This is a genomic window from Paenibacillus qinlingensis, assembly GCF_013204845.1.
In the GTDB taxonomy this organism is placed as follows: Bacteria; Bacillota; Bacilli; order Paenibacillales; family NBRC-103111; genus Paenibacillus_E; species Paenibacillus_E qinlingensis.
In genome coordinates, this window is record NZ_JABMKY010000003.1 from 242016 (window position 1) to 260847 (window position 18832).

The 18832-nt window shown below is 44.2% G+C and carries 17 protein-coding genes; 11 read left to right on the top strand and 6 right to left on the bottom strand.

From position 1 onward, the window contains the following. The first annotated feature begins 1 nt into the window (after nt 1). The 3 genes from HQN88_RS07745 (at nt 2) to HQN88_RS07755 (ending at nt 2244) form a co-directional block, all read left to right on the top strand. Nucleotides 2–1072 carry a dihydrodipicolinate synthase family protein gene (locus HQN88_RS07745; protein ID WP_173109785.1) on the top strand — a complete coding sequence of 357 codons (1071 nt, stop codon included), beginning with the start codon at nt 2–4 and terminating at the stop codon, nt 1070–1072. Between the two features lie 74 nt (nt 1073–1146). Continuing rightward, complete coding sequence (locus HQN88_RS07750) at nt 1147–1944, top strand: polysaccharide deacetylase family protein (protein ID WP_173109787.1); 798 nt, start codon at nt 1147–1149, stop codon at nt 1942–1944. Between the two features lie 129 nt (nt 1945–2073). Continuing rightward, the gene (locus HQN88_RS07755) at nt 2074–2244 is read left to right on the top strand and encodes an aspartyl-phosphate phosphatase Spo0E family protein (protein WP_173109789.1); all 171 of its coding nucleotides are present in this window, start codon (nt 2074–2076) and stop codon (nt 2242–2244) included. A 15-nt stretch (nt 2245–2259) separates the two neighbouring features. Here the strand turns inward: HQN88_RS07755 and HQN88_RS07760 are convergent, their stop codons facing one another. The 4 genes from HQN88_RS07760 to HQN88_RS07775 all read right to left on the bottom strand — a co-directional run bounded on the left by HQN88_RS07760 (nt 2260) and on the right by HQN88_RS07775 (nt 7412). Further along, nucleotides 2260–3363, bottom strand: a complete 1104-nt coding sequence (locus tag HQN88_RS07760; protein WP_173109791.1) for a GerAB/ArcD/ProY family transporter — start codon at nt 3361–3363, stop codon at nt 2260–2262. Nucleotides 3364–3602: 239 nt separating this feature from the next. Next, on the bottom strand, nt 3603–4805 hold the full coding sequence (locus HQN88_RS07765) for a Ger(x)C family spore germination protein (RefSeq protein WP_173109793.1): 1203 nt from the start codon (nt 4803–4805) through the stop codon (nt 3603–3605). Then, nucleotides 4802–5893, bottom strand: a complete 1092-nt coding sequence (locus HQN88_RS07770; RefSeq protein WP_173109796.1) for a GerAB/ArcD/ProY family transporter — start codon at nt 5891–5893, stop codon at nt 4802–4804. The genes HQN88_RS07765 and HQN88_RS07770 overlap by 4 nt, the downstream gene beginning before the upstream one ends. Then, the gene (locus HQN88_RS07775; RefSeq protein WP_246320116.1) at nt 5877–7412 is read right to left on the bottom strand and encodes a spore germination protein; all 1536 of its coding nucleotides are present in this window, start codon (nt 7410–7412) and stop codon (nt 5877–5879) included. Before HQN88_RS07775 ends, HQN88_RS07770 begins: the two co-directional genes overlap by 17 nt. Before the next feature lie 242 nt (nt 7413–7654). Here HQN88_RS07775 and HQN88_RS07780 point away from each other — a divergent pair, with 242 nt between their 5' ends. Continuing rightward, the gene (locus HQN88_RS07780; protein WP_173109798.1) at nt 7655–8287 is read left to right on the top strand and encodes an SGNH/GDSL hydrolase family protein; all 633 of its coding nucleotides are present in this window, start codon (nt 7655–7657) and stop codon (nt 8285–8287) included. A gap of 175 nt (nt 8288–8462) precedes the next feature. Further along, a complete protein-coding gene (locus tag HQN88_RS07785) occupies nt 8463–10286 on the top strand; it encodes a heparinase II/III domain-containing protein (RefSeq protein WP_173109800.1) in 1824 nt (607 codons plus the stop codon). A 262-nt stretch (nt 10287–10548) separates the two neighbouring features. Here HQN88_RS07785 and HQN88_RS07790 read toward each other — a convergent pair whose 3' ends face one another. Both HQN88_RS07790 and HQN88_RS07795 read right to left on the bottom strand, forming a co-directional pair. After that, on the bottom strand, nt 10549–11379 hold the full coding sequence (locus HQN88_RS07790) for an AraC family transcriptional regulator (protein ID WP_173109802.1): 831 nt from the start codon (nt 11377–11379) through the stop codon (nt 10549–10551). Between the two features lie 76 nt (nt 11380–11455). Further along, nucleotides 11456–12220, bottom strand: coding sequence for a phytanoyl-CoA dioxygenase family protein (locus HQN88_RS07795; RefSeq protein WP_173109804.1), 765 nt, complete (start codon nt 12218–12220; stop codon nt 11456–11458). Nucleotides 12221–12488: 268 nt separating this feature from the next. On the opposite strand from HQN88_RS07795, the gene HQN88_RS07800 reads away from it, so the two are divergent. The 6 genes from HQN88_RS07800 (at nt 12489) to HQN88_RS07825 (ending at nt 18648) form a co-directional block, all read left to right on the top strand. Then, nucleotides 12489–14135, top strand: a complete 1647-nt coding sequence (locus HQN88_RS07800; RefSeq protein WP_173109806.1) for a putative bifunctional diguanylate cyclase/phosphodiesterase — start codon at nt 12489–12491, stop codon at nt 14133–14135. A 107-nt stretch (nt 14136–14242) separates the two neighbouring features. Beyond that, nucleotides 14243–15211 carry a quinone oxidoreductase family protein gene (locus HQN88_RS07805; protein WP_173109808.1) on the top strand — a complete coding sequence of 323 codons (969 nt, stop codon included), beginning with the start codon at nt 14243–14245 and terminating at the stop codon, nt 15209–15211. Nucleotides 15212–15342: 131 nt separating this feature from the next. Continuing rightward, nucleotides 15343–16407, top strand: coding sequence for a Gfo/Idh/MocA family protein (locus HQN88_RS07810; protein WP_216855660.1), 1065 nt, complete (start codon nt 15343–15345; stop codon nt 16405–16407). A gap of 40 nt (nt 16408–16447) precedes the next feature. Continuing rightward, nucleotides 16448–17308: a sugar phosphate isomerase/epimerase family protein gene (locus HQN88_RS07815; protein ID WP_173109810.1), complete on the top strand. Its 861-nt coding sequence runs from the start codon at nt 16448–16450 to the stop codon at nt 17306–17308. Nucleotides 17309–17340: 32 nt separating this feature from the next. Continuing rightward, nucleotides 17341–18213: a sugar phosphate isomerase/epimerase family protein gene (locus tag HQN88_RS07820; RefSeq protein ID WP_173109812.1), complete on the top strand. Its 873-nt coding sequence runs from the start codon at nt 17341–17343 to the stop codon at nt 18211–18213. A 135-nt stretch (nt 18214–18348) separates the two neighbouring features. Beyond that, a complete protein-coding gene (locus tag HQN88_RS07825; protein ID WP_173109815.1) occupies nt 18349–18648 on the top strand; it encodes a hypothetical protein in 300 nt (99 codons plus the stop codon). The last annotated feature ends 184 nt before the right edge of the window (nt 18649–18832 follow it).

The window sequence follows — 18832 nt, forward strand, 5'->3', positions numbered from 1 at the left end:
TATGACGATACGTAGGGAATTAACGAATGAGCAACGTATTGCACTGCATGAGGGGCTTGTTATACCTGCCCATCCGCTTGCTTTAACCGCAGATCGTCAACTGGATGAACAAAGTCAACGGGCATTGACACGTTACTACATGGCCGCGGGTTCCGGTGGTATTGCTGTTGGTGTTCATTCCACACAGTTTGAAATTCGCGATCCGAAATACAATTTGTACGAGAAAGTGCTTCGAATGGCTGCTGAAGAGGTAGACCGTGCAGGACTCACTCGACCATTTATTAAGGTTGCTGGGATTTGTGGTCCAACGGAACAAGCGGAGCAAGAGACAGATATCGCGATCTCGCTGGGCTATGATGCTGCCTTATTATCTATGGGTGGCTTAAGCGGATGGACAGAGGCGCAAATCTTGGAGCGTACGGCACGTATTGCCGAAAAAATGCCTGTCATCGGCTTCTATTTGCAGCCATCCGTTGGCGGTAAGGTATACAGCTTCGACTTTTGGAAGCAATTCGCGAACATTCCAGGCATTATCGCGATCAAAATGGCACCCTTTAATCGCTATCAAACGATTGACGTCGTGAGGGCTGTCTGCTACTCAGAGCGCCGCGATGAAATTGCCCTATATACAGGAAATGATGATAACATTATTACTGATCTTCTAACTGTTTATAAATTCCAAGTCGAGGGTAAGAACATAGAGAAAAGAATTGTTGGTGGTTTACTTGGACATTGGGCCGTATGGACACAAAAAGCAGTTGAACTGTTAAATGAAATAAAAGTGGTAAGAATGAATCCGACACTTGCCTCCGAGTGGCTTACCCGCAATATCGAAGTTACCGAAGCGAATGCAGCGTTCTTTGATCCTGCCAATGGCTTCGCTGGATGTATACCGGGAATTCATGAAGTGCTCCGTCGACAAGGTTTGTTGAAAGGAACTTGGTGTTTGAATCCGCATGAAGAATTGTCCCTGGGACAATCGGAAGAAATTGACCGCATGTACAAGGATTATCCACATTTGAATGATGATGCTTTCGTGAAAGCGAATCTTTCGAATTGGTTAGTCCAGTAAGGAAAAGATAGCCCGCCAGAGAAGTTTCTGATACATTGAAAGAATGTATTAGACTTATATTTGGAGGGATTCTTATGCGCATTCGATTTGATCGGTTTCCACAAGGTGTTACCAAGGCTTTAACGCTAAGTTTCGATGATGGAAGGGTACATGATCGCAGGCTCGTGCGTATAATGAATGACTACGGACTTAAAGGAACGTTTCACTTAAACAGTAGTTTCTTGGGGAAAGAAGGCTACATTGAGGCATCCGAAGTCGCATCCTTATTCGAAGGACATGAGGTATCTGCTCATACCATTGATCACCCTTTTTTGGAGCAATCACCGCTTGATCAAATTGTTCGCGAAATTTCACAAGATCGCGAAGCGTTGGAATCGTTAGTTGGCTATCCTGTGCGTGGTATGAGCTACCCCTTTGGATCTTACTCGGATCTAGTCATCCAGGCGCTTCCTACACTAGGTATTGAGTATGCGCGGACAGTTGCTAGCCACGGCGGCTTTCAAATGCCGAAAGATTTCTTGCAATGGCACCCAACGTGTCATCATAAGAACATGCTCGAGCTTGCTGATTCGTTCGTACAGTTAGAACAACGATTTTCACGTATGGCGTTATTGTATGTATGGGGACACAGCTATGAGTTTGAGAACGATAACAACTGGGAGATCTTTGAGCAATTTGGTGAGAAAGTAAAGGGCAGATCCGATATTTGGTTTGCAACCAATGCTGAAATTGTGGCCTATATGAAAGCGCTTGAAAACCTGCGGTTCTCTGCCGATTGCCATCTCATTCACAATCCTTCGGCCATCACAGTTTGGCTTAGTGCTGAAGGAGAAATTGTGGAAGTTCCAGGGGGGCAATTCATCAAAATTTAACAATTTACTGTAAAATTTCGTAAAATCGTGTAATTTGCTAATAGTTTCTTAACATTAATTGATTATGATAAAGGTAACAAAACGTGTGAGTTATCCACAGTAGGAAATTTCGAAATCGGAGGGATCAATATGGGATATCGATATGAGTTGGAAGAGAAGATTGAGGCATTGCGCAATGAACTGAATCTCGCTAGTCAAACATACGGCCTATTGTCTGAAACGGTATTGAAACTTTCTATCGAGCTGGATGAACTTTTGAATGCCTATTATCAATATCTTTTTCTCAGAACCATCGCATAATTAGAATGACCGAGTTCACACTTGCGGGTGTGCATCTCGGTTTTTTTTGTTTTTAAGTGAAGAAATTCCCCATAAGAGAAGGGGGACACCTAGCATGTGGATTGGGAAAATGTAGGGAACAGCGATTTTTTGTGGGAAAAATACGGAACTATCAAAATAACTGCGTGGCAACATGGCAATGAGTAGAATAATAGGCGTTACAATCCATAGCATGCGCCGCCATTTCGCAACGTTGAATACTTGAGCGGTACCGTAGGTACACACAAACAAGTACAGGGATACCTTCATGAAAACACCGATGATCCAAATCGGAATTAGGATGGCGTCTAAGTTTTGGAAGAAGTTGTACACAGAGATGTAACGAACGAGATTGAAAAAAGGATAGGTCTGTCCTGCAGCCATTTGTGAACCAAAGAGTGTAACGAGAACGAAAGTTGCTGCACTGGTAAGCAAGCCGGTTGTTGCGACACCGAATACGGCGGGCTTCGTGCCCTCGTCGGGATGGTTTAAGAAAGCAAGCAGAAAGACAAGCATGACACAATCGCCTAGAAATGTACTTGTTGGCAGTGAGCCCTTCAGAATAACTTTCCAACCCGAATCTACATAGAAGGGGAGAATATGCTTTAGTTGGATATCTTGTATACTGAGCAATAAACTTAAGATTATTATGATCAATAGGAATGGGCCCAGTACTTCACTGCAACGTCCAATGCCTTCAATGCCGATTCTCGTGACATAGACGGCAACAAGCAACATGGCAACAACGGGCACAAAAATTGGCGTTTGGGGCAAGATCGTGGCAAGAATGAAGTCGGCGTATTGCAGCAAGACCATGGCAAGTACGACAAACCAGAATGCCCCGTAGATGACAAATAGGAATCCTGCCATCCATTTACCAACTAATTGTGGAAGATAGGTAACAAGAGTTTGTCCTGGATATTTACGATTGATTCGTGTGCAAATGAAGGCGATAAACATGCCAATAAGTGTCGCACTGAGCATAGAGAGCCAAGAATCTTGTTTGGCCGCTATTAAAGCCGGATGTATGGTTAGCAGAATGGTCATGCTGACTTGCATCGTAGCTATCATCCAGAATAATTGTTTACTGCTAATCCGCATGTCCATTCTCCTTCATGAATCTATCACTTTGCCTAGCGGTCGAAAAATAACGTTCACCCAGTCTGTAGGACCTGGAAGACTGGGATGAAGGAAGAGCATAATAGCCAAGATCCAACACAAGCAAAGAATAGACCAATAAGTCACTCTTTCCTTAGATGTTATTTTTTTTCGAATACAATACCATTGTACTCCTGTGATTAGCAAGCAAAGCGACATGATCCATGGAATAGCTTGCGACGTCATCTTCGCGGTTTCTCCTCAAATTCGACTTCTTTGATACTTGTAAGTCCTGGCCGTTGAATTGTAGCATGTGGGTGTATTGTCACCTCTAATTTGGGAAATATCTCTTCCCAGTTTCCTTTGTTTTGTTCCCATTCTTTGGGGTATGCACGATGAAAGGCACCTCCAAAATCGAAAATGTCCGCTTTTAGCTCTTTTTGAACTTTATTCAACGCAATGCGGACACGATCTTCGATATCCTTATTCATCGCAGTTTCAATGATTTTAACCGCTTCGGGATCCGCACTAATCTTGAGCGATGTTGAGTTTTGCAAGGCGTTATTTTCTGTTCGTATTTGGATATCCATCGACCAGGTTCCGTTCTTAATCAATGGACGAATTTTGGTTCTACTGGTTATTAATCGAAGTGAAACGGAGTTAAGGCTATTTTCTTCCGGATTCACGGTAACGACTGCTTGTTTAATGTCATTGCGGATCCAAAGTACGCCTCGAGTGGTAAATTCATCGATGACTCCAACCAATTTGCCATCCCGAAAAATAGCTGTACCATTAACGGGAGAAGGCATACTATCGTAATTGTTTGGTGCGGATACAGGCTGCATATCAATCCATGGGGTTGCTGCTGCGCCAGTCTCATCGACAAGCATTCGAGCAAGTTCAGCGAGTGTCGTACTAAGAGAAAGTTTACCTTTTGAGATTTCTCGCATAATCTCTGCTGAATTTCTTTCAAGGAAAGACTGCGTTGTAAGCATTTGTCTCGCCTTTCCTTTGGCTACATACATATAGGCACGTTCCCGCGGCTGTGGAGCGCGCATTAAATAGTCAATTTCATCCCGAATACCATCCTTCGCAATATCCTCGCTAAAAATAAATACCTCCGAATGTCCCCAAAACAGCTTCCTAGGCAACTTCTCTTGAATGTGGGAAAGTGCATCAGCAATATTTTCTCCTGTAGCAGAAGTGACGATTGAAGCTTGGTTGCCAACATTTGCTCCTTGATTACCCATTGCATTGTTAGAGGAACTCCTTGGGACGAAAATTTGGACAGATAGCAAAATAGTATTTGGGCCTACTTTATCTATTGCTGCACCTGTAATTAAAGCGACATCATTGACTTCAATGCGATCCCAACAACCAGTGAGAGGCAGTAAGCTCAGTACTAGCGCTAACAAGAATCCACGGTGACGTGTAGGAGCACTCATCGCCGGAGTATCCTCCCTTTGACTACGACTGTAACAAGTAGACATGCTGGGATGACCACTTGCATCAACAGTGAGAAGAAAGGGATGCTCGTGCTAAGTGCATGATTCATTTCCTGGAAAGTAGGGGAAATCCAAATGCTGCACAGTATGACTAGGAATCCTATAGGTATTATTATGGGGCGATAGTCAGAAAGCTTAAACAATTGAGCTGTTCCCTGCAAGACCAAATAATAGACCATGGCAATTTTCACGAAAATTCCAATTAACCATATGGCCATCAAGAGGGATTCAAGATGCTCCGCAAAATCAGAAAGAGCGATGTAACGTACAGCTACCAAAAAAGGATAATTCATCGCTGGTGTAAGTGCACCAAAAGTTAGCAAAATAGGGAAATTAATAGCTAACATCGTAACCATGACGGCCAGCACACTGTAGATGCTCCATTTCATTGCATGTTCCTTTTTATTCAAATATGGATATAGGAATGACAGAATGAAAAATTGGGAGAACCAAGAGGCAGGAACGATAGATCCTAGTAGTGGAGGCAGTGGACCATTTCCAAAAATAGGTTGCATTTGTTTTAATTGAAAATCAGGAATCAAGGCAATCACCATTGCGACAATAATAAAAATAGCTACCGGAATCAAGATCTGTGTAGATCTAGCCAGCACTTCAAGACCCTCATATAGTGCATAGGCACAAACGGCAATGATGGGTATTACAACGAAGAGCATCGGGGTGTTCATTAAGAAATTACCCGAAATAAACTCACCGTACTCTCTTACACTTATGCTTGCGGAATAAAGAAAGGCTATGACATATGCAAGGGAAACTAGTGCACCTGCAAATCGTCCCACAATCCGCGGCACATATTGCACGAAAGTCTCATTTGGAAACTTCATATGCAAGTGATAAACGATATAGATGGTTAAAAGACCGACAAGTGAGGACAGGATAGGCGCCATCCACATATCTGTTCCTGCTACTCTCATGGTGATGGAAGGGACAGAAAGCGCTGCTGTAGCCATTATCGTCGGATGCATGATGAGCGCCATCTGCATAGGAGAGATTCTACCTTTTTCGATCATGGGCATCATTTCCTTCAGGATGATCTGGTTTTTGCCCCTTAGGTTGACGAATAGGGTTCGTGCCGGCAGTAAATAAAGGTCTGCGTCTCATCGACCAAATCGGAGCACGAACGAGAACATCCTTCAGTTCACTTCCTTTCATAGGAGCAAGTGGCTGAAGATAAGGTACACCTAAGGAGCGTAACGAACACAGGTGAATCACAATCACAATGAATCCGAGCATCAAACCTAATAAACCTAACATGCCGGATAAGAACATGATCGGGAACCGGAGCATGCGCAGCGCTATGCCTGTCGCATATTGCGGCATCATGAAGGAGGCGACGCCGGTAATGGCTACTACCATAACCATCGGAGCAGAAACTAAGCCGGCTGATGTAGCTGCTTGTCCAATGACGAGTGCACCTACGATACTGACCGCCGCGCCAACTTGCTTAGGTAGTCTAACTCCGGCTTCACGCAAGGCTTCGAATGAGATTTCCATAAGCAGTGCTTCAACAAGCGCTGGGAAAGGAATATCCTCACGGGACTTCGCGATGCTAAGCAATAACGAAGTAGGAACCATTTCTTGATGGAAGGTCAGAATCGCGATATACAGAGACGGCAATAAAAGCGTTGTAAAGAAAAATACATAGCGCATCCATCGTATTAAGGTACCGATAATAAAACGTTGGTAATAGTCCTCTGGAGATTGCAGCATGGAAAAGAGAGTTGCAGGCGCAATTAATGCGAAAGGTGTCCCATCGACAAGGATCGAAATTTTGCCTTCTAGGAGTGCGGCGCAGACCACATCAGGTCGCTCGGTTACTTGAATTTGAGGGAATGGCGAGAAGGGACTATCCTCAATCAGACCTTCAATGTAGCCGCTCTCCAAGATTCCGTCGATTCGAATGTCACTAATTCGCTGATGTACTTCCTCAATTAACGAATCTCTCGCGATGCCTTCCATGTAAACGACAATAACTGTAGTCTGCGTATGGGTACCAATGGTGTAAGCAATCATTTTCATTGCTGGACTCTTGATTTTTCTACGCAGCATGGAGGTATTGATCGGGAGTGTTTCCGTAAAGCCTTCACGAGGTCCTCGTACGACAGATTCAGCACTTGGCTCATTAATTGCGCGTTTCTCCCATTTGGCCAAGCCTAGAGCGAAGCAAGTGGGAACACCTTGAATGAATAGTCCAACACACCCGCAAGATAAATGGGATGTCAACTCATCCATACTTACAGTTTCAGTGATATTTGAGATAGAGACAAGAGCAGATAAATCCTTGACTGTGTAGTTCCATTCGGCTTCAGGTTCATTAATTAAGGGTGTGAGGACGTCTTTATTTAAAAGCTCGAGATCAATTAAGCCCTCCACATAAATAACAAAAGCTTTGGTCGTTTGACCGATGTTAAATGTGTGAATGTGAATATCATGACATTTATGATAAATGAGGTGGAGTTCACGAAGGTTATCTTCCAACTGGTCAGAGATGTATGTGGGCTTGGGTGGGACTGTAGACATGGCATCCATGAGCAAGACTCCTTGTCCAAATTGACACACCTATCCGAAATGGACGGCATCGTCGTATATTTTGGTAATACGTATCTTTTTGTCCAAATTTGTCATTATTTAAACGCAAGAGCGTAAAATGCATCACATCTTTCATTGATATTAGTTGTACACGCGCTACCTTGGACATGGTATAATTTGTGAGGAAATTATTTGTATGTAAGAAGAAGCAGAAGTGGTCAATCAAAGGAGGATTCGTTCGAATGGCAGTATGGTTGGAGCAAGGAGATATCGTACTATTTCAAGGGGATAGTATTACGGATGCAGGACGCATTCGTGACAATGGCAATGATTTAGGCAAAGGCTACGCACTTATGACTGCTGCGCAATTTTCAGCGAAATACCCAGAGAAACAAGTTAAATTCTTAAACCGCGGGATTTCTGGTAACCGTGTGCCTGATCTTCAGGGGCGGTGGCAAGAAGATTGTTTGGACTTGAAACCTAATCTCGTTTCGATTTATATTGGCATCAATGATACATGGCGCAGATTTGATCGCAATGACGGGACTTCAACTGAAGCTTTTAAAGAGGGATACCGTCAACTCTTGGATCAAACCGCAAGCACAGGAGCGAAGTTGCTTCTTATCGAGCCTTTTGTACTACCTGTACCAGAAGATCGTAAGCTATGGAGAGAAGATTTGGATCCGAAGATTACCGCTGTGCGTGAATTAGCGAGAGAATTCGGTGCGCGTTTATTATGTTTGGATGGATTATTTGCACAAGCGTCAACACAAGCTGACAGCGCTTTCTGGGCACCGGATGGCGTACATCCATCACCAGCTGGACATGCTTTAATTGCCAATGCGTGGCTAAAGGCAGTCGGAGCAGCAGAGTAATTCATAGTGTCGGGTGAAGAAAGCTTCCGCTTGTTGCGTGAGGCTTTTTTTTTCTTAGCAGCGAAGAGGTCAATTTTTGACGTATATAGGTAAAGATAATAGCTAGTTCGTAGCAATCGTTTGCGGTTATATTTAAAGGTAAACGAAATCACATTCACATAGGGAGGTAGTGGCTATGAATAGTCGATATCTATTAAATGCTTTGTTAGAAGCTGAAAGTGATCATGGCAGTTTGTTTCAAGAAGCTTTACAGATTGCCACATCACCAATTAGGCATACGGAAAGTCCACTACTTACTACCATTTATAATGAAATATCACCATTGGTTAAGGAGTTCGGGAGCACGCCAATTGCAGCCTTACCCTTTCGAGAGTGGGATTTGTATCGTTCAAAGGGAACACGTATCGAATTCGAGGCTTTGTATTTCGATCGTCGTCGGCGGTTAGCGGCTTTGGTTGTGGCTGCGCTGAAGGATGGTGTTGATCCTTATTTGCATGCTTTGGAAGATACAATATGGGCTATTTGTGATGAGTATACGTGGTGTTTGCCTGCTCATTTGATGAACCATGATGCTGCTGCAGAGGGAGAAGAATATAAGCATATTGATTTATTCGCTTCAGAAACGGCACATGCGTTAAGTGAGACTTGCCATATGTTCCGCGATCAGTTAAATGGTCTCATCGTGAGAAGAGTACAACGCGAAATTATGGAGCGAGTTCTCGAACCTTACGTGACGCTCAAGAGAGCCTATTGGTGGGAAACGTGCGAAATCAATTGGTCCGCTGTGTGTGCAGGGAATATTGGGATGGCGGCCATTTATCTTATTCAGGATTCGAAAGTACTGATGCCTGTCATTACACGAGTACTCACAGCGATGGATTGCTTTCTTGAGGGGTTTTCAGAGGAAGGCGCTTGTTTGGAAGGCTTAGGCTACTGGTATTATGGTTTCGGCTACTATGTGTACTTCAGTGAGCTTCTGAAGCAGCGTACAGGCGGTAAAGTGGATATTCTGCAAGCGAGTGCCAAAGCTCGGAGAGTTGCCCAATTCCCGCAAAGTTGTTTCCTGCAAGGCAATCATATCGCCAATTTCTCCGATTGCTCGCGGAACAATGGAATTCAAATTGGCATCTTCAGCCGCTTATGCGAGCAGTTTGCTGAGATTCGGATTCCGACCTTAGACAATCAGCCTGCAACGATTGATCATTGTGGCCGCTTCGCAAGTGCCATACGGAACGTGGTGTGGTTGAATGAAGATCTGCTTCGTGAACGTGAAGAAATGCCATTGCAAACAGATTTCTTGCCAGAAGCACAATGGATGGTGAGCAGGGCGAAGGTGGGAAGCAAGCTTGTTAGCTTTGCGGCAAAAGGCGGGCATAACGATGAACCCCATAATCACAATGACATCGGACACTTTATATGGATCGTCGATGGTGTCAGATGGTTTGAAGATTTGGGAGCAGGTCTATATACGAAGCAATACTTCGGTGAGGAGCGGTATTCAATTCTCTGTAACAGCTCAGCGGGTCACAGCGTTCCGATCATCAACGGTAAACATCAGGAAGCTGGCATCGATCATCGTGCAGAGTTACTGGCAGCAGAATGTACGGAGGGAAGTGACAGATTCAAGCTTGAACTGAGTCAAGCCTATGCCGTGCCAACACTTGAGAAGCTTGAGCGAAACTTCGAGTTTGATAAACTGCGAGGCAAGCTGACGATTTCGGATACGTTTGCGTTCCTTGAGTCAGGTGCTTCGGTAACGGAACGCTTCGTCACACAACATAAACCGGTTATCGTGCAGGATGGAGAAATTCGGTTGGAGCTTGGTTTGGGTGAGCGACAGCAAATAATTCGTTATGATGCGAAACAGTTGAAGGCTTCGATTGAAACCGTGGAACATCAGAATCACGAGGGCGGGACAGAGATTGTCTACTTAATTGATCTGTCTGCAGCTGAGGTGGGAGACCAGGTAAGGATATGGGTTACGTTGGAGCTGGAGTAGAGTAGATTCTTTCTCGAGGTGCCTCAAGGAGTCTCATTGGGGAGATAAATGTAAAAAACACAGCTAATTTATCCATTTTTAGTACGATATAACATTTAAATGGAAAACCTACAGCTATATTTCAGGTTTTAGCTGCAAATGCAGAGATAAGCCCGAATTAGCTGTAGGTTTTCTGGTTATTTCTATCATTTTGGCGAAATCGACGGATTTAGCTGTAGTTTTTGCATCTAACCATGCGTCCTCCACGTTCTGAAAGCTCCACCTAATCGTTCAACCATAGTCCGAATTGCTGCCGATACTGCAGCGGGGTTAAGCCGGTTTTGATTTTGAACATGCGCGAGAAATAGTTGGCATTCTCAATGCCAAGCTCATAAGAAATTTGAGACACGGGCTTCTCGCTAGTAGCGAGAAGCTTTTTGGCTTGCTCAATTTTAATACTGTGTACAAAATGAAGTGGCGCCTGTCCAGTTTGTTTGATAAACAATTTACGCAAATGGGAATCACTCAACTGAACAAGCTCAGCCAGTTCATTAATTTCTGGCATCTGTTGTGGATGTGCATGGAGATAATGGATGATAGTATGAATCCGCTTATCCAACTGCGAATAGTTGGTACTCTGCTCAGTCACGCCTCCATGATGCAGCAACTCATATATAATTCGTAGCAGCGAAGACTGCTGCAGCAGATGAACGAAAGATGTCGCATTACGCTCAGCTGTATGCATTTCATGAATAATGCGTTCAATCGAGTTAGTGTTGTCCTCGTAAACGAGCGGAATATTTAAAAGCTGTACCCATCCTCGATTGCTGACTAAGGAGATTTCGGCATCAAAGTTAATGCTGGTTAACAGCAGATCATCCGAAATGGCGTGAAAGCTAATTAAGCTATGAGCAGGCAGAATGATAATTTGCCCTTCTTTACAACGGAACGCGGTTTGATCAATCGTAAGTTGGAAGCTTCCCTTATGCACGAACCACAGCACACAGTGCCGCAATTTACGCTCTTTGGCCTGCCAATGATAATCTAGCTGATATTGTGTGAGATGCAGAAAGCGAACTTCTAATGCTTCGATCATCATCTGAAAAGAATTCAATGCGTATCCCTCCGCACCCACGATCTAGTCTTATTATTCTATCATGCTGGATGCGGAGGTGACAGCGATTTCCTAACTAATCTTGCGGCACGACGCCCTTGATATCTTCGTTGCGTTTCAAGCGATCCTCACCATTCACGAGGAAGGTACGGATGCGCGAAGTGTCTCCGCCCCATTCGTCAATTTTGAACTTGACCTCAGGGGTTGTATAGCGAACGGAAAAGGCTACACGCGGTATATTCGATTTATTATTTTCAGAACCATGGAAGGTAGCTTCATTAAAGAAGGCAATCTGCCCTGGAGACATCTCAAGGTCTATGGCTAACGATTCATCGATGGACTCCGCAGGCAATCCTTGCTCGAAAGCGCTTTGATCAGTTCCCGTTGAAACGTGCTCAACGATGGATTTGTGTGTACCTGGAATCACTCGAAGACAACCATTTTCACGAATCGACCAGCCTAAGCTCACCCAGGCCGTCGCATTAATCGCAGGCTCCATCGGCCAATAATTAATATCCTGGTGCCATGGGATGAATTTATCGTTATTAGGCTCCTTATACCAGAAATGCATGGCCCATAGTACCAAATCATCTCCGAGAATCTGCTTCATCGCGTTTACGATACTTGGATGTGTAGCTAGCGTATAGGCCCAATGATGGCGCTGATGCCAGGCAGACAAATTCATTTTGGAAGGACCAGGTTCATATTTATTCTGTTCAATTACTTCGAAAAAGTGGTTATAGTACATTTCGGATTCCTCAAGGGAGAGTCCTTGCATAGGTCCGCTAAAGCCTTCGTTGACATATTGGCTGAGTGAGAATGGATTACCTTTGGTTATCATTCGTGTAACCTCCCGTATTTGCAAGCTTTTATTTACTTTCATATTGTCATTGTAAGGGATGAAGCGCTAGACGAATAAGGTGGTAAAACGATTATGAGTAGCACAAAACGATTATTGGAGTCATAACTGTACAACTCGCTTTAATGAATAGAATGGAGAATGTGGAACTACTCAGGAAGGGATCCAAAAGTACGATGTCGAATACATAGTACAAACTGCCTATTGCGGGCCAAAAAGCTTAGGTTATTCGAATAAAGGAGTCCTACGGATGACAATTCCTGCAACGACAACATTGGATTTGAATTTACTGCAAATGATGCTGGATGATATTGAAGACTCTATTTACATTATGAAAGCGACAGGGCCTGAAATCACGTATTACTACGTAAATAATGCTGCTACGAAGTTTAGTGGAATCACGATGGATAGAATGGGAACTACTTTTTTTGAATCAAATTCGAGCCAAATGGCGAATTACTTATATAACAAATATGCCAGAGTACTCGAGGAACGTCGGACGATTCGATACGAAGATGGCGTTATATTACCAAACGGGACTGTAAGCGGAGAGAGCATTTTAACACCTATTCTGGACGAGAATGGGAATGTTAGTTTTATTTTTTCGGTGACTCGAGATATTACAGAACGGAAACTGCATGAGAATACCCTGTACAATTATGCTTATCAAGATGATCTCTCTAATTTGTTCAATCGCAGATACTTACTCGAGCATGTGCTGGAACCTCCCACGATTTATTTAATGGATTTGGATAATTTCAAGAATATTAATGATACTTTCGGCCATCAGGCGGGGGACTCGGTGCTTGTTGAAGTATCGTGCCGATTGATTGAGGTGTTTGGTGATAGTCGTTATGTACTGGTTCGACTCGGTGGAGATGAATTCGTAGTCGTGGATTTAATCGCATCCGACCAAATCGAAGAGACAGCGGGCCAATTAAGCGGGCTTTTCCATGAACCCTTCCGTGTCGATGAACATGCCGTGAGAGTGAATGTGAGTATCGGAATCGCAGAGCGAAAGCACAATGAAACTATTCAAGATCTGTTAAAGCAAGCTGACATTGCTTTGTACACCGCTAAAGGAACGGGTCGAAAGCGCTATCATTTGTATGAAGCATCTTCTAAATACGATCATGTCGAGAATTTTATCCATGAACTAGCTCTTTCACAAGCCATGGATAAGGACGAACTTCATTTGCATTATCAGCTTATTTATAATCCAGCCTCGGAAAGGGCTATTGGCGCGGAAGCACTCCTACGATGGTATAGCGAGAATGGCGGGTACATACAGCCTGGCGACTTTATTCCTATTGCTGAGAAAACAGGACTGATCGTGCCTATCGGTTATTGGGTTATTCGTCAAGCCTGTAAGGATTGGCATCAGTTGAAGGAAATGTACGGTCCTTTGTTCAAAATATCTGTCAATATCTCACGCATCCAACTCAATGAATTGAATTTTGTTGCCCAGGTCTTGCAAATTTTGCAAGAGGAGGGGGTAGACCCGACCTCCGTGGAACTTGAAATTACAGAAAGTACGACACTGCACTCGTTGCATGAGGTACAACTCATTCTTGGTAAGTTGCGTCATGCAGGCTTTACCATCGCTTTGGATGATTTCGGAACGGGATATTCATCGTTAAGTATGCTGACGCAGCTGCCGATTGATAAGCTGAAGATTGATCGCATCTTCATCGCAGATGGCAATGTGCCATTGATTGGGGCTATTCTAGCTATGGCGAAAGCATTGAACTTAGAAGTTGTCGCGGAAGGCATTGAAACAAGTGATCACTTCAACATGCTCGCCGCTATGCAGTGCTGGGGTATACAGGGATATTACATCAATAAGCCGATGCCCTATAGGGATTTACCTATGCAGCCAGAAATAATAAATCGTTAATATCCAAGTGTCACCATTCGCTGTAGAGCGGGTGGGGATACTTTTTTTTGGTTCCACAATGGGATATGTTAAAATAACAATGGTTAATTAAGCGTGGGAGGTCACTTATGAAAGCATTAACTTTCGCACAATTCGGCGGACCCGAAGTTCTTGAATATAAAGAAATTCCAGAACCTATCGTAAATGGGGATCAAATTCTGATAAGGACGAAAGCGATTGGTCTCAACTTCGCAGACGTCTATCGTCGCAAAGGAAATTATCATTTGGCAGGGGAGCCGCCGTATATTCTCGGGTATGAAGGTGCCGGGATCGTCGAAAGCGTGCCAGAACACATCAAGCATATTCGAATTGGGGACCGGATCGCTTTTGCCGATGTCCCCTTTGCCAATGCAGAGCTTGTCGCTGTTCCTGTAGACCGTGCGATTCCATTGCCGGAAGACATCTCGTTTGAACATGGGGCGGGCCTGCTTTTACAGGGCATGACTGCCCATTACTTGGTGAACGACAGCTATCGCGTCCAAGCCGGGGATGAAGTTCTGATCCATGCCGCTGCAGGCGGTGTGGGTCAGCTTTTGATCCAACTGTGTAAAAGTAAAGGTGCAAAGGTGATCGGTCTCACCTCTTCGGAAGTGAAGAAGCAAGTCGCGCTGGACGCGGGTGCAGACCATATCGTCCTTTATTCTACAGACTGGGTCCAAGAGGTGTTACAGTGGTCTCAAGACAAAGAAGGTGTCCGAGTCGTCTATGATTCGGTAGGCTCCACTTTAATGGACAGCTTCGCTGCGGTAAAAACGAAAGGGACCGTCGTATTCTACGGTATGGCCGGTGGGGATCCAGCCCATGTAGATCCAAGAATGCTGATGGATACCTCCAAAACCTTAACAGGTGGTGACCTCTGGAATCATGTGACTAGTTTAGCGAATCGGATCGAGCGGGCCCATGCTTTGTTCGACGCACTTCGTGCCGGCAGTCTCAAGATGGATTCCGTGACAACGTTTGCCTTGGAGGATGGCGCTGAAGCTCATCGATTACTCGAAAGTAGGCAAAGTACAGGAAAAATTGTGTTACTACCCTGAGCGAACAACGGTTAACCTTCGGTGCGATTTTGAACATATAGTCCATGCACCTGCTTATACTAGGTATTCTCGCTATGTCCAAAGCATGTTAACTTTAAGGAGTAGTTATTTAAAGGAGGCTTGAATGTGCAATGAGCATAAACAAATTGAGAATTGGTGTTATTGGTGCAGGTTCAATTTCAGATTTGCACTTTGCGTCATATACGAAATCAGAGGATGCTGTTATTGTTGCTGTCTGTGACCTTAATCGTGAACGTGCTGCCGCGAAAGCGGAGAAGTATGACATTGCGAACATTTATACTGATTATAATGAGCTTTTGGCTAACCCTGAGATTGATGCTGTCAGTATTTGTACATGGAATAATACACATGCCGAGATCAGTATTGCTGCTCTTCATGCTGGTAAGCATGTTTTGGTAGAGAAGCCGCTATGCAAAACAGTGGAAGAAGCGCAACGCATTCAAGATGCGGTTCGTGAAACAGGAAAAATTCTGCAAGTGGGATTTGTAAGAAGATATGATACGAATGCTCAGTTAGTGAAGCATTTTATAGATAATGGTCAATTAGGTGAGATTTATTATGCCAAAGCATCTTGCCTTCGTCGATTAGGAAATCCAGGCGGGTGGTTCTCTGATGTTGAACGCTCCGGCGGCGGACCGCTGATTGATATTGGTGTGCATGTGATTGATGTGTGTTGGTACTTGATGGGCAGACCGAAGCCTGTTGCAGTAAGTGGGCATACGTATAACAAGCTTGGAAACCGGAAGAATGTGAAGAACTTATCTTTTTATAAAGCAGCCGACTATGATGCGGAGCGCAATACAGTTGAGGATTTGGCGAATGTGCTGATTCGTTTTGAAAATGGGGCTTCCCTTATGGTGGATGTGAGTTTCACGCTGCATGCCAAAAAGGATGAAATCGCTGTCAAGCTCTATGGTGACAAAGGTGGCGTTGAGCTTGAGCCTGAGATTGTGTTCGTAACAGAGATATTGGATACGATTACGAATGTGACGCCTCAAATCAATAACAAATCGATTGACATCAATGGCGCTTTCCAAAATGAGATTAATCATTTCGTATCCTGTTGTCAAACAGGCGAAACACCAATCAGCCCGGTTGAAGATGGTCTTGAGATGATGAAAATCCTTTGCGGTATTTATGAATCCGCAGCAAAGGGACAAGAAATCAGATTGTAGCCCGAACGAATCGGAGCATAGGAGTATTGGAGGAGCGCATATGAAATTAGGGGTTAGCACATATAGCTTATATCAGGCTTTAAAGTCTGGCGAAATGTCGATTATGGACGTCATCGATTGGATTGCGGATCAGGGAGGTGAACATGTCGAGATTGTACCATTGGGTTATGATTTACCGGGTAACTTTGCGCTTGCGGATGCGATTCGTGAGAAAGCTCAGGCTCGAGGTATTGATATCTCCAATTATGCTATCGGCGCTAATTTCCTGACCGAAACAGAAGAGCAGTATCAGGAAGAAATCGAGCGTGTGAAGGGCGAGGTTGACCTGGCTGCCCGATTAGGTGTAAAGAAAATGCGGCATGATGTTGCTCGAAGTGAGGATCTCTCGATTCGTAATTTCAATGCTAACTTGGAGCTATTAGCAGTAGCTTGTCGTCAAATCGCTGATTATGCGAACCAATTTGGGATTGTAACGAGTGTTGAGAATCACGGTTTCTTCGTACAGCATAGTGAACGTGTTCAAGCCCTGATTCATGCTGTGGATCGTCCGAATTTCAAAACAACTTTGGATGTTGGTAATTTTGTTTGTGTGGACGAGGATTCCGTTGCCGCTGTGACGAATAATCTTCCTTATGCTTCTATTGTCCATGTGAAGGATTTCTACATTCGCCCCTCTAATCAGAATCCAGGAGAAGGCTGGTTTAAGTCTTCCTACGGCACCTATTTGCGCGGAGCGATTGTGGCGCAAGGTGATTTGAATATTCCTGAAATCCTGCGTGTGGTCAAAAGCTCAGGTTACGATGGTTACATCTCCCTGGAATTTGAGGGAATGGAAGAGTGTAAGCGAGGCACATTGATCGGATTACAAAATATCCGTAGAATTTGGGACGAAATTAACTAACGTTAAGCTCGCGATAAGGAGTGTTTGAAGACATGGTAATCAATCCAATCGGTATTATGGTAGATAGTTTGCGTCTTGGACTACGAGACGGATTAAAGAAGTCGAAAGAGCTAGGAGCAGATGGCGTCCAAATTTATGCGGTTTCTGGAGAGATGGATCCTGCTAATTTAACGGCGGGAGCACGTAAAGAGTTACGTGACTACATCGCGTCGTTAGATCTTCAAATCTCGGCACTTTGCGGGGATCTAGGTGGACATGGTTTTCAAGATCAAACCGTTAATGCAGCGAAAATTGAGAAATCCAAGCGCATTCTTGATCTTGCGGTTGAACTAGGTTCGTCCGTGGTAACGACGCATATCGGTGTTGTACCCGAGGATCGGAATGGCCCCATTTATCAAACGATGCTGCAAGCATGTGAAGAACTGGGTGTGTATGCGAGCAGTTTAGGTGCCTATTTCGCAGTAGAAACAGGGCCTGAAACGTCGGCACATTTGAAAAGCTTTCTAGATAACCTATCCACCAAAGGTGTATCCGTTAACTTTGACCCAGCGAATATGGTGATGGTAACCGGAGATGATCCTGTTCAAGGTGTCTACACGTTGAAAGATTATATCGTTCATACACATGTGAAGGACGGTGTCCGTCTTCGTCAAGTTGATCCGCGTGAAGTGTACGGTTCACTAGGCTATAAGCCGATGACACACGAGGACATTGCTGAGGCGGCAACATCAGGAGATATGTACCGTGAGCTAGCGTTAGGTGAAGGTCATGTTGATTTCGGACGCTACTTTGGTGCGCTGCAAGAAATTGGCTACAAAGGCTACCTAACCATTGAGCGTGAAGTTGGTGAACAGCCAGAGAAAGATATTGCTAGTGCGATTGCTTTCATTCAAAAGTATAAATAAACTTGGAAACCCTCGTCATTGGCGAGGGTTTTTGTTTGCTGCTAACGCTATATGGAGTAACGATATTTACAAAATGGGCTTCTTAATGTTCGAAATTAAGAGTAAAATAAAGGACAAGAGGAGGATTGATCTTTGATGAGTACACTGAAGCGTTTCACGGATTCGGAACAACAGATTTCGTTGGAGTTTAGAGATGATCATTTGACAGTGCTTCGTTTCTACGGTGAAACATCCATTTACCCGTTCAAAAATATTTCACTTGCCTCTGACCCCATACCCGAGTATCCCCTTAATCGCGTTGCGCTAAGTGTTATTGATTTCAACACAGGTGTAACCGATTTCAAATTTTCGTCGAATTTACTAGACTTTGAGATTTTCGTCCAAAAGCTGCTCGAAGTGCATCGTGAATTCATTCCTAATCATTCTATTTCATAAGCCAATGTTTTGAAAAACCGCTGTGGCGGTTTTTTTTGTTTAGAAGTGGACATCTCGAACGATTCGAGGAGAATAACTCAACTGAAACATTGGCTAGAGTAGCAATTTCGGAACTGATGGCAGCACGAGCAGCAACCCCAGCGACCCCGGCAACCCCGGCAACCCCGGCAACCCCGGCAACCCC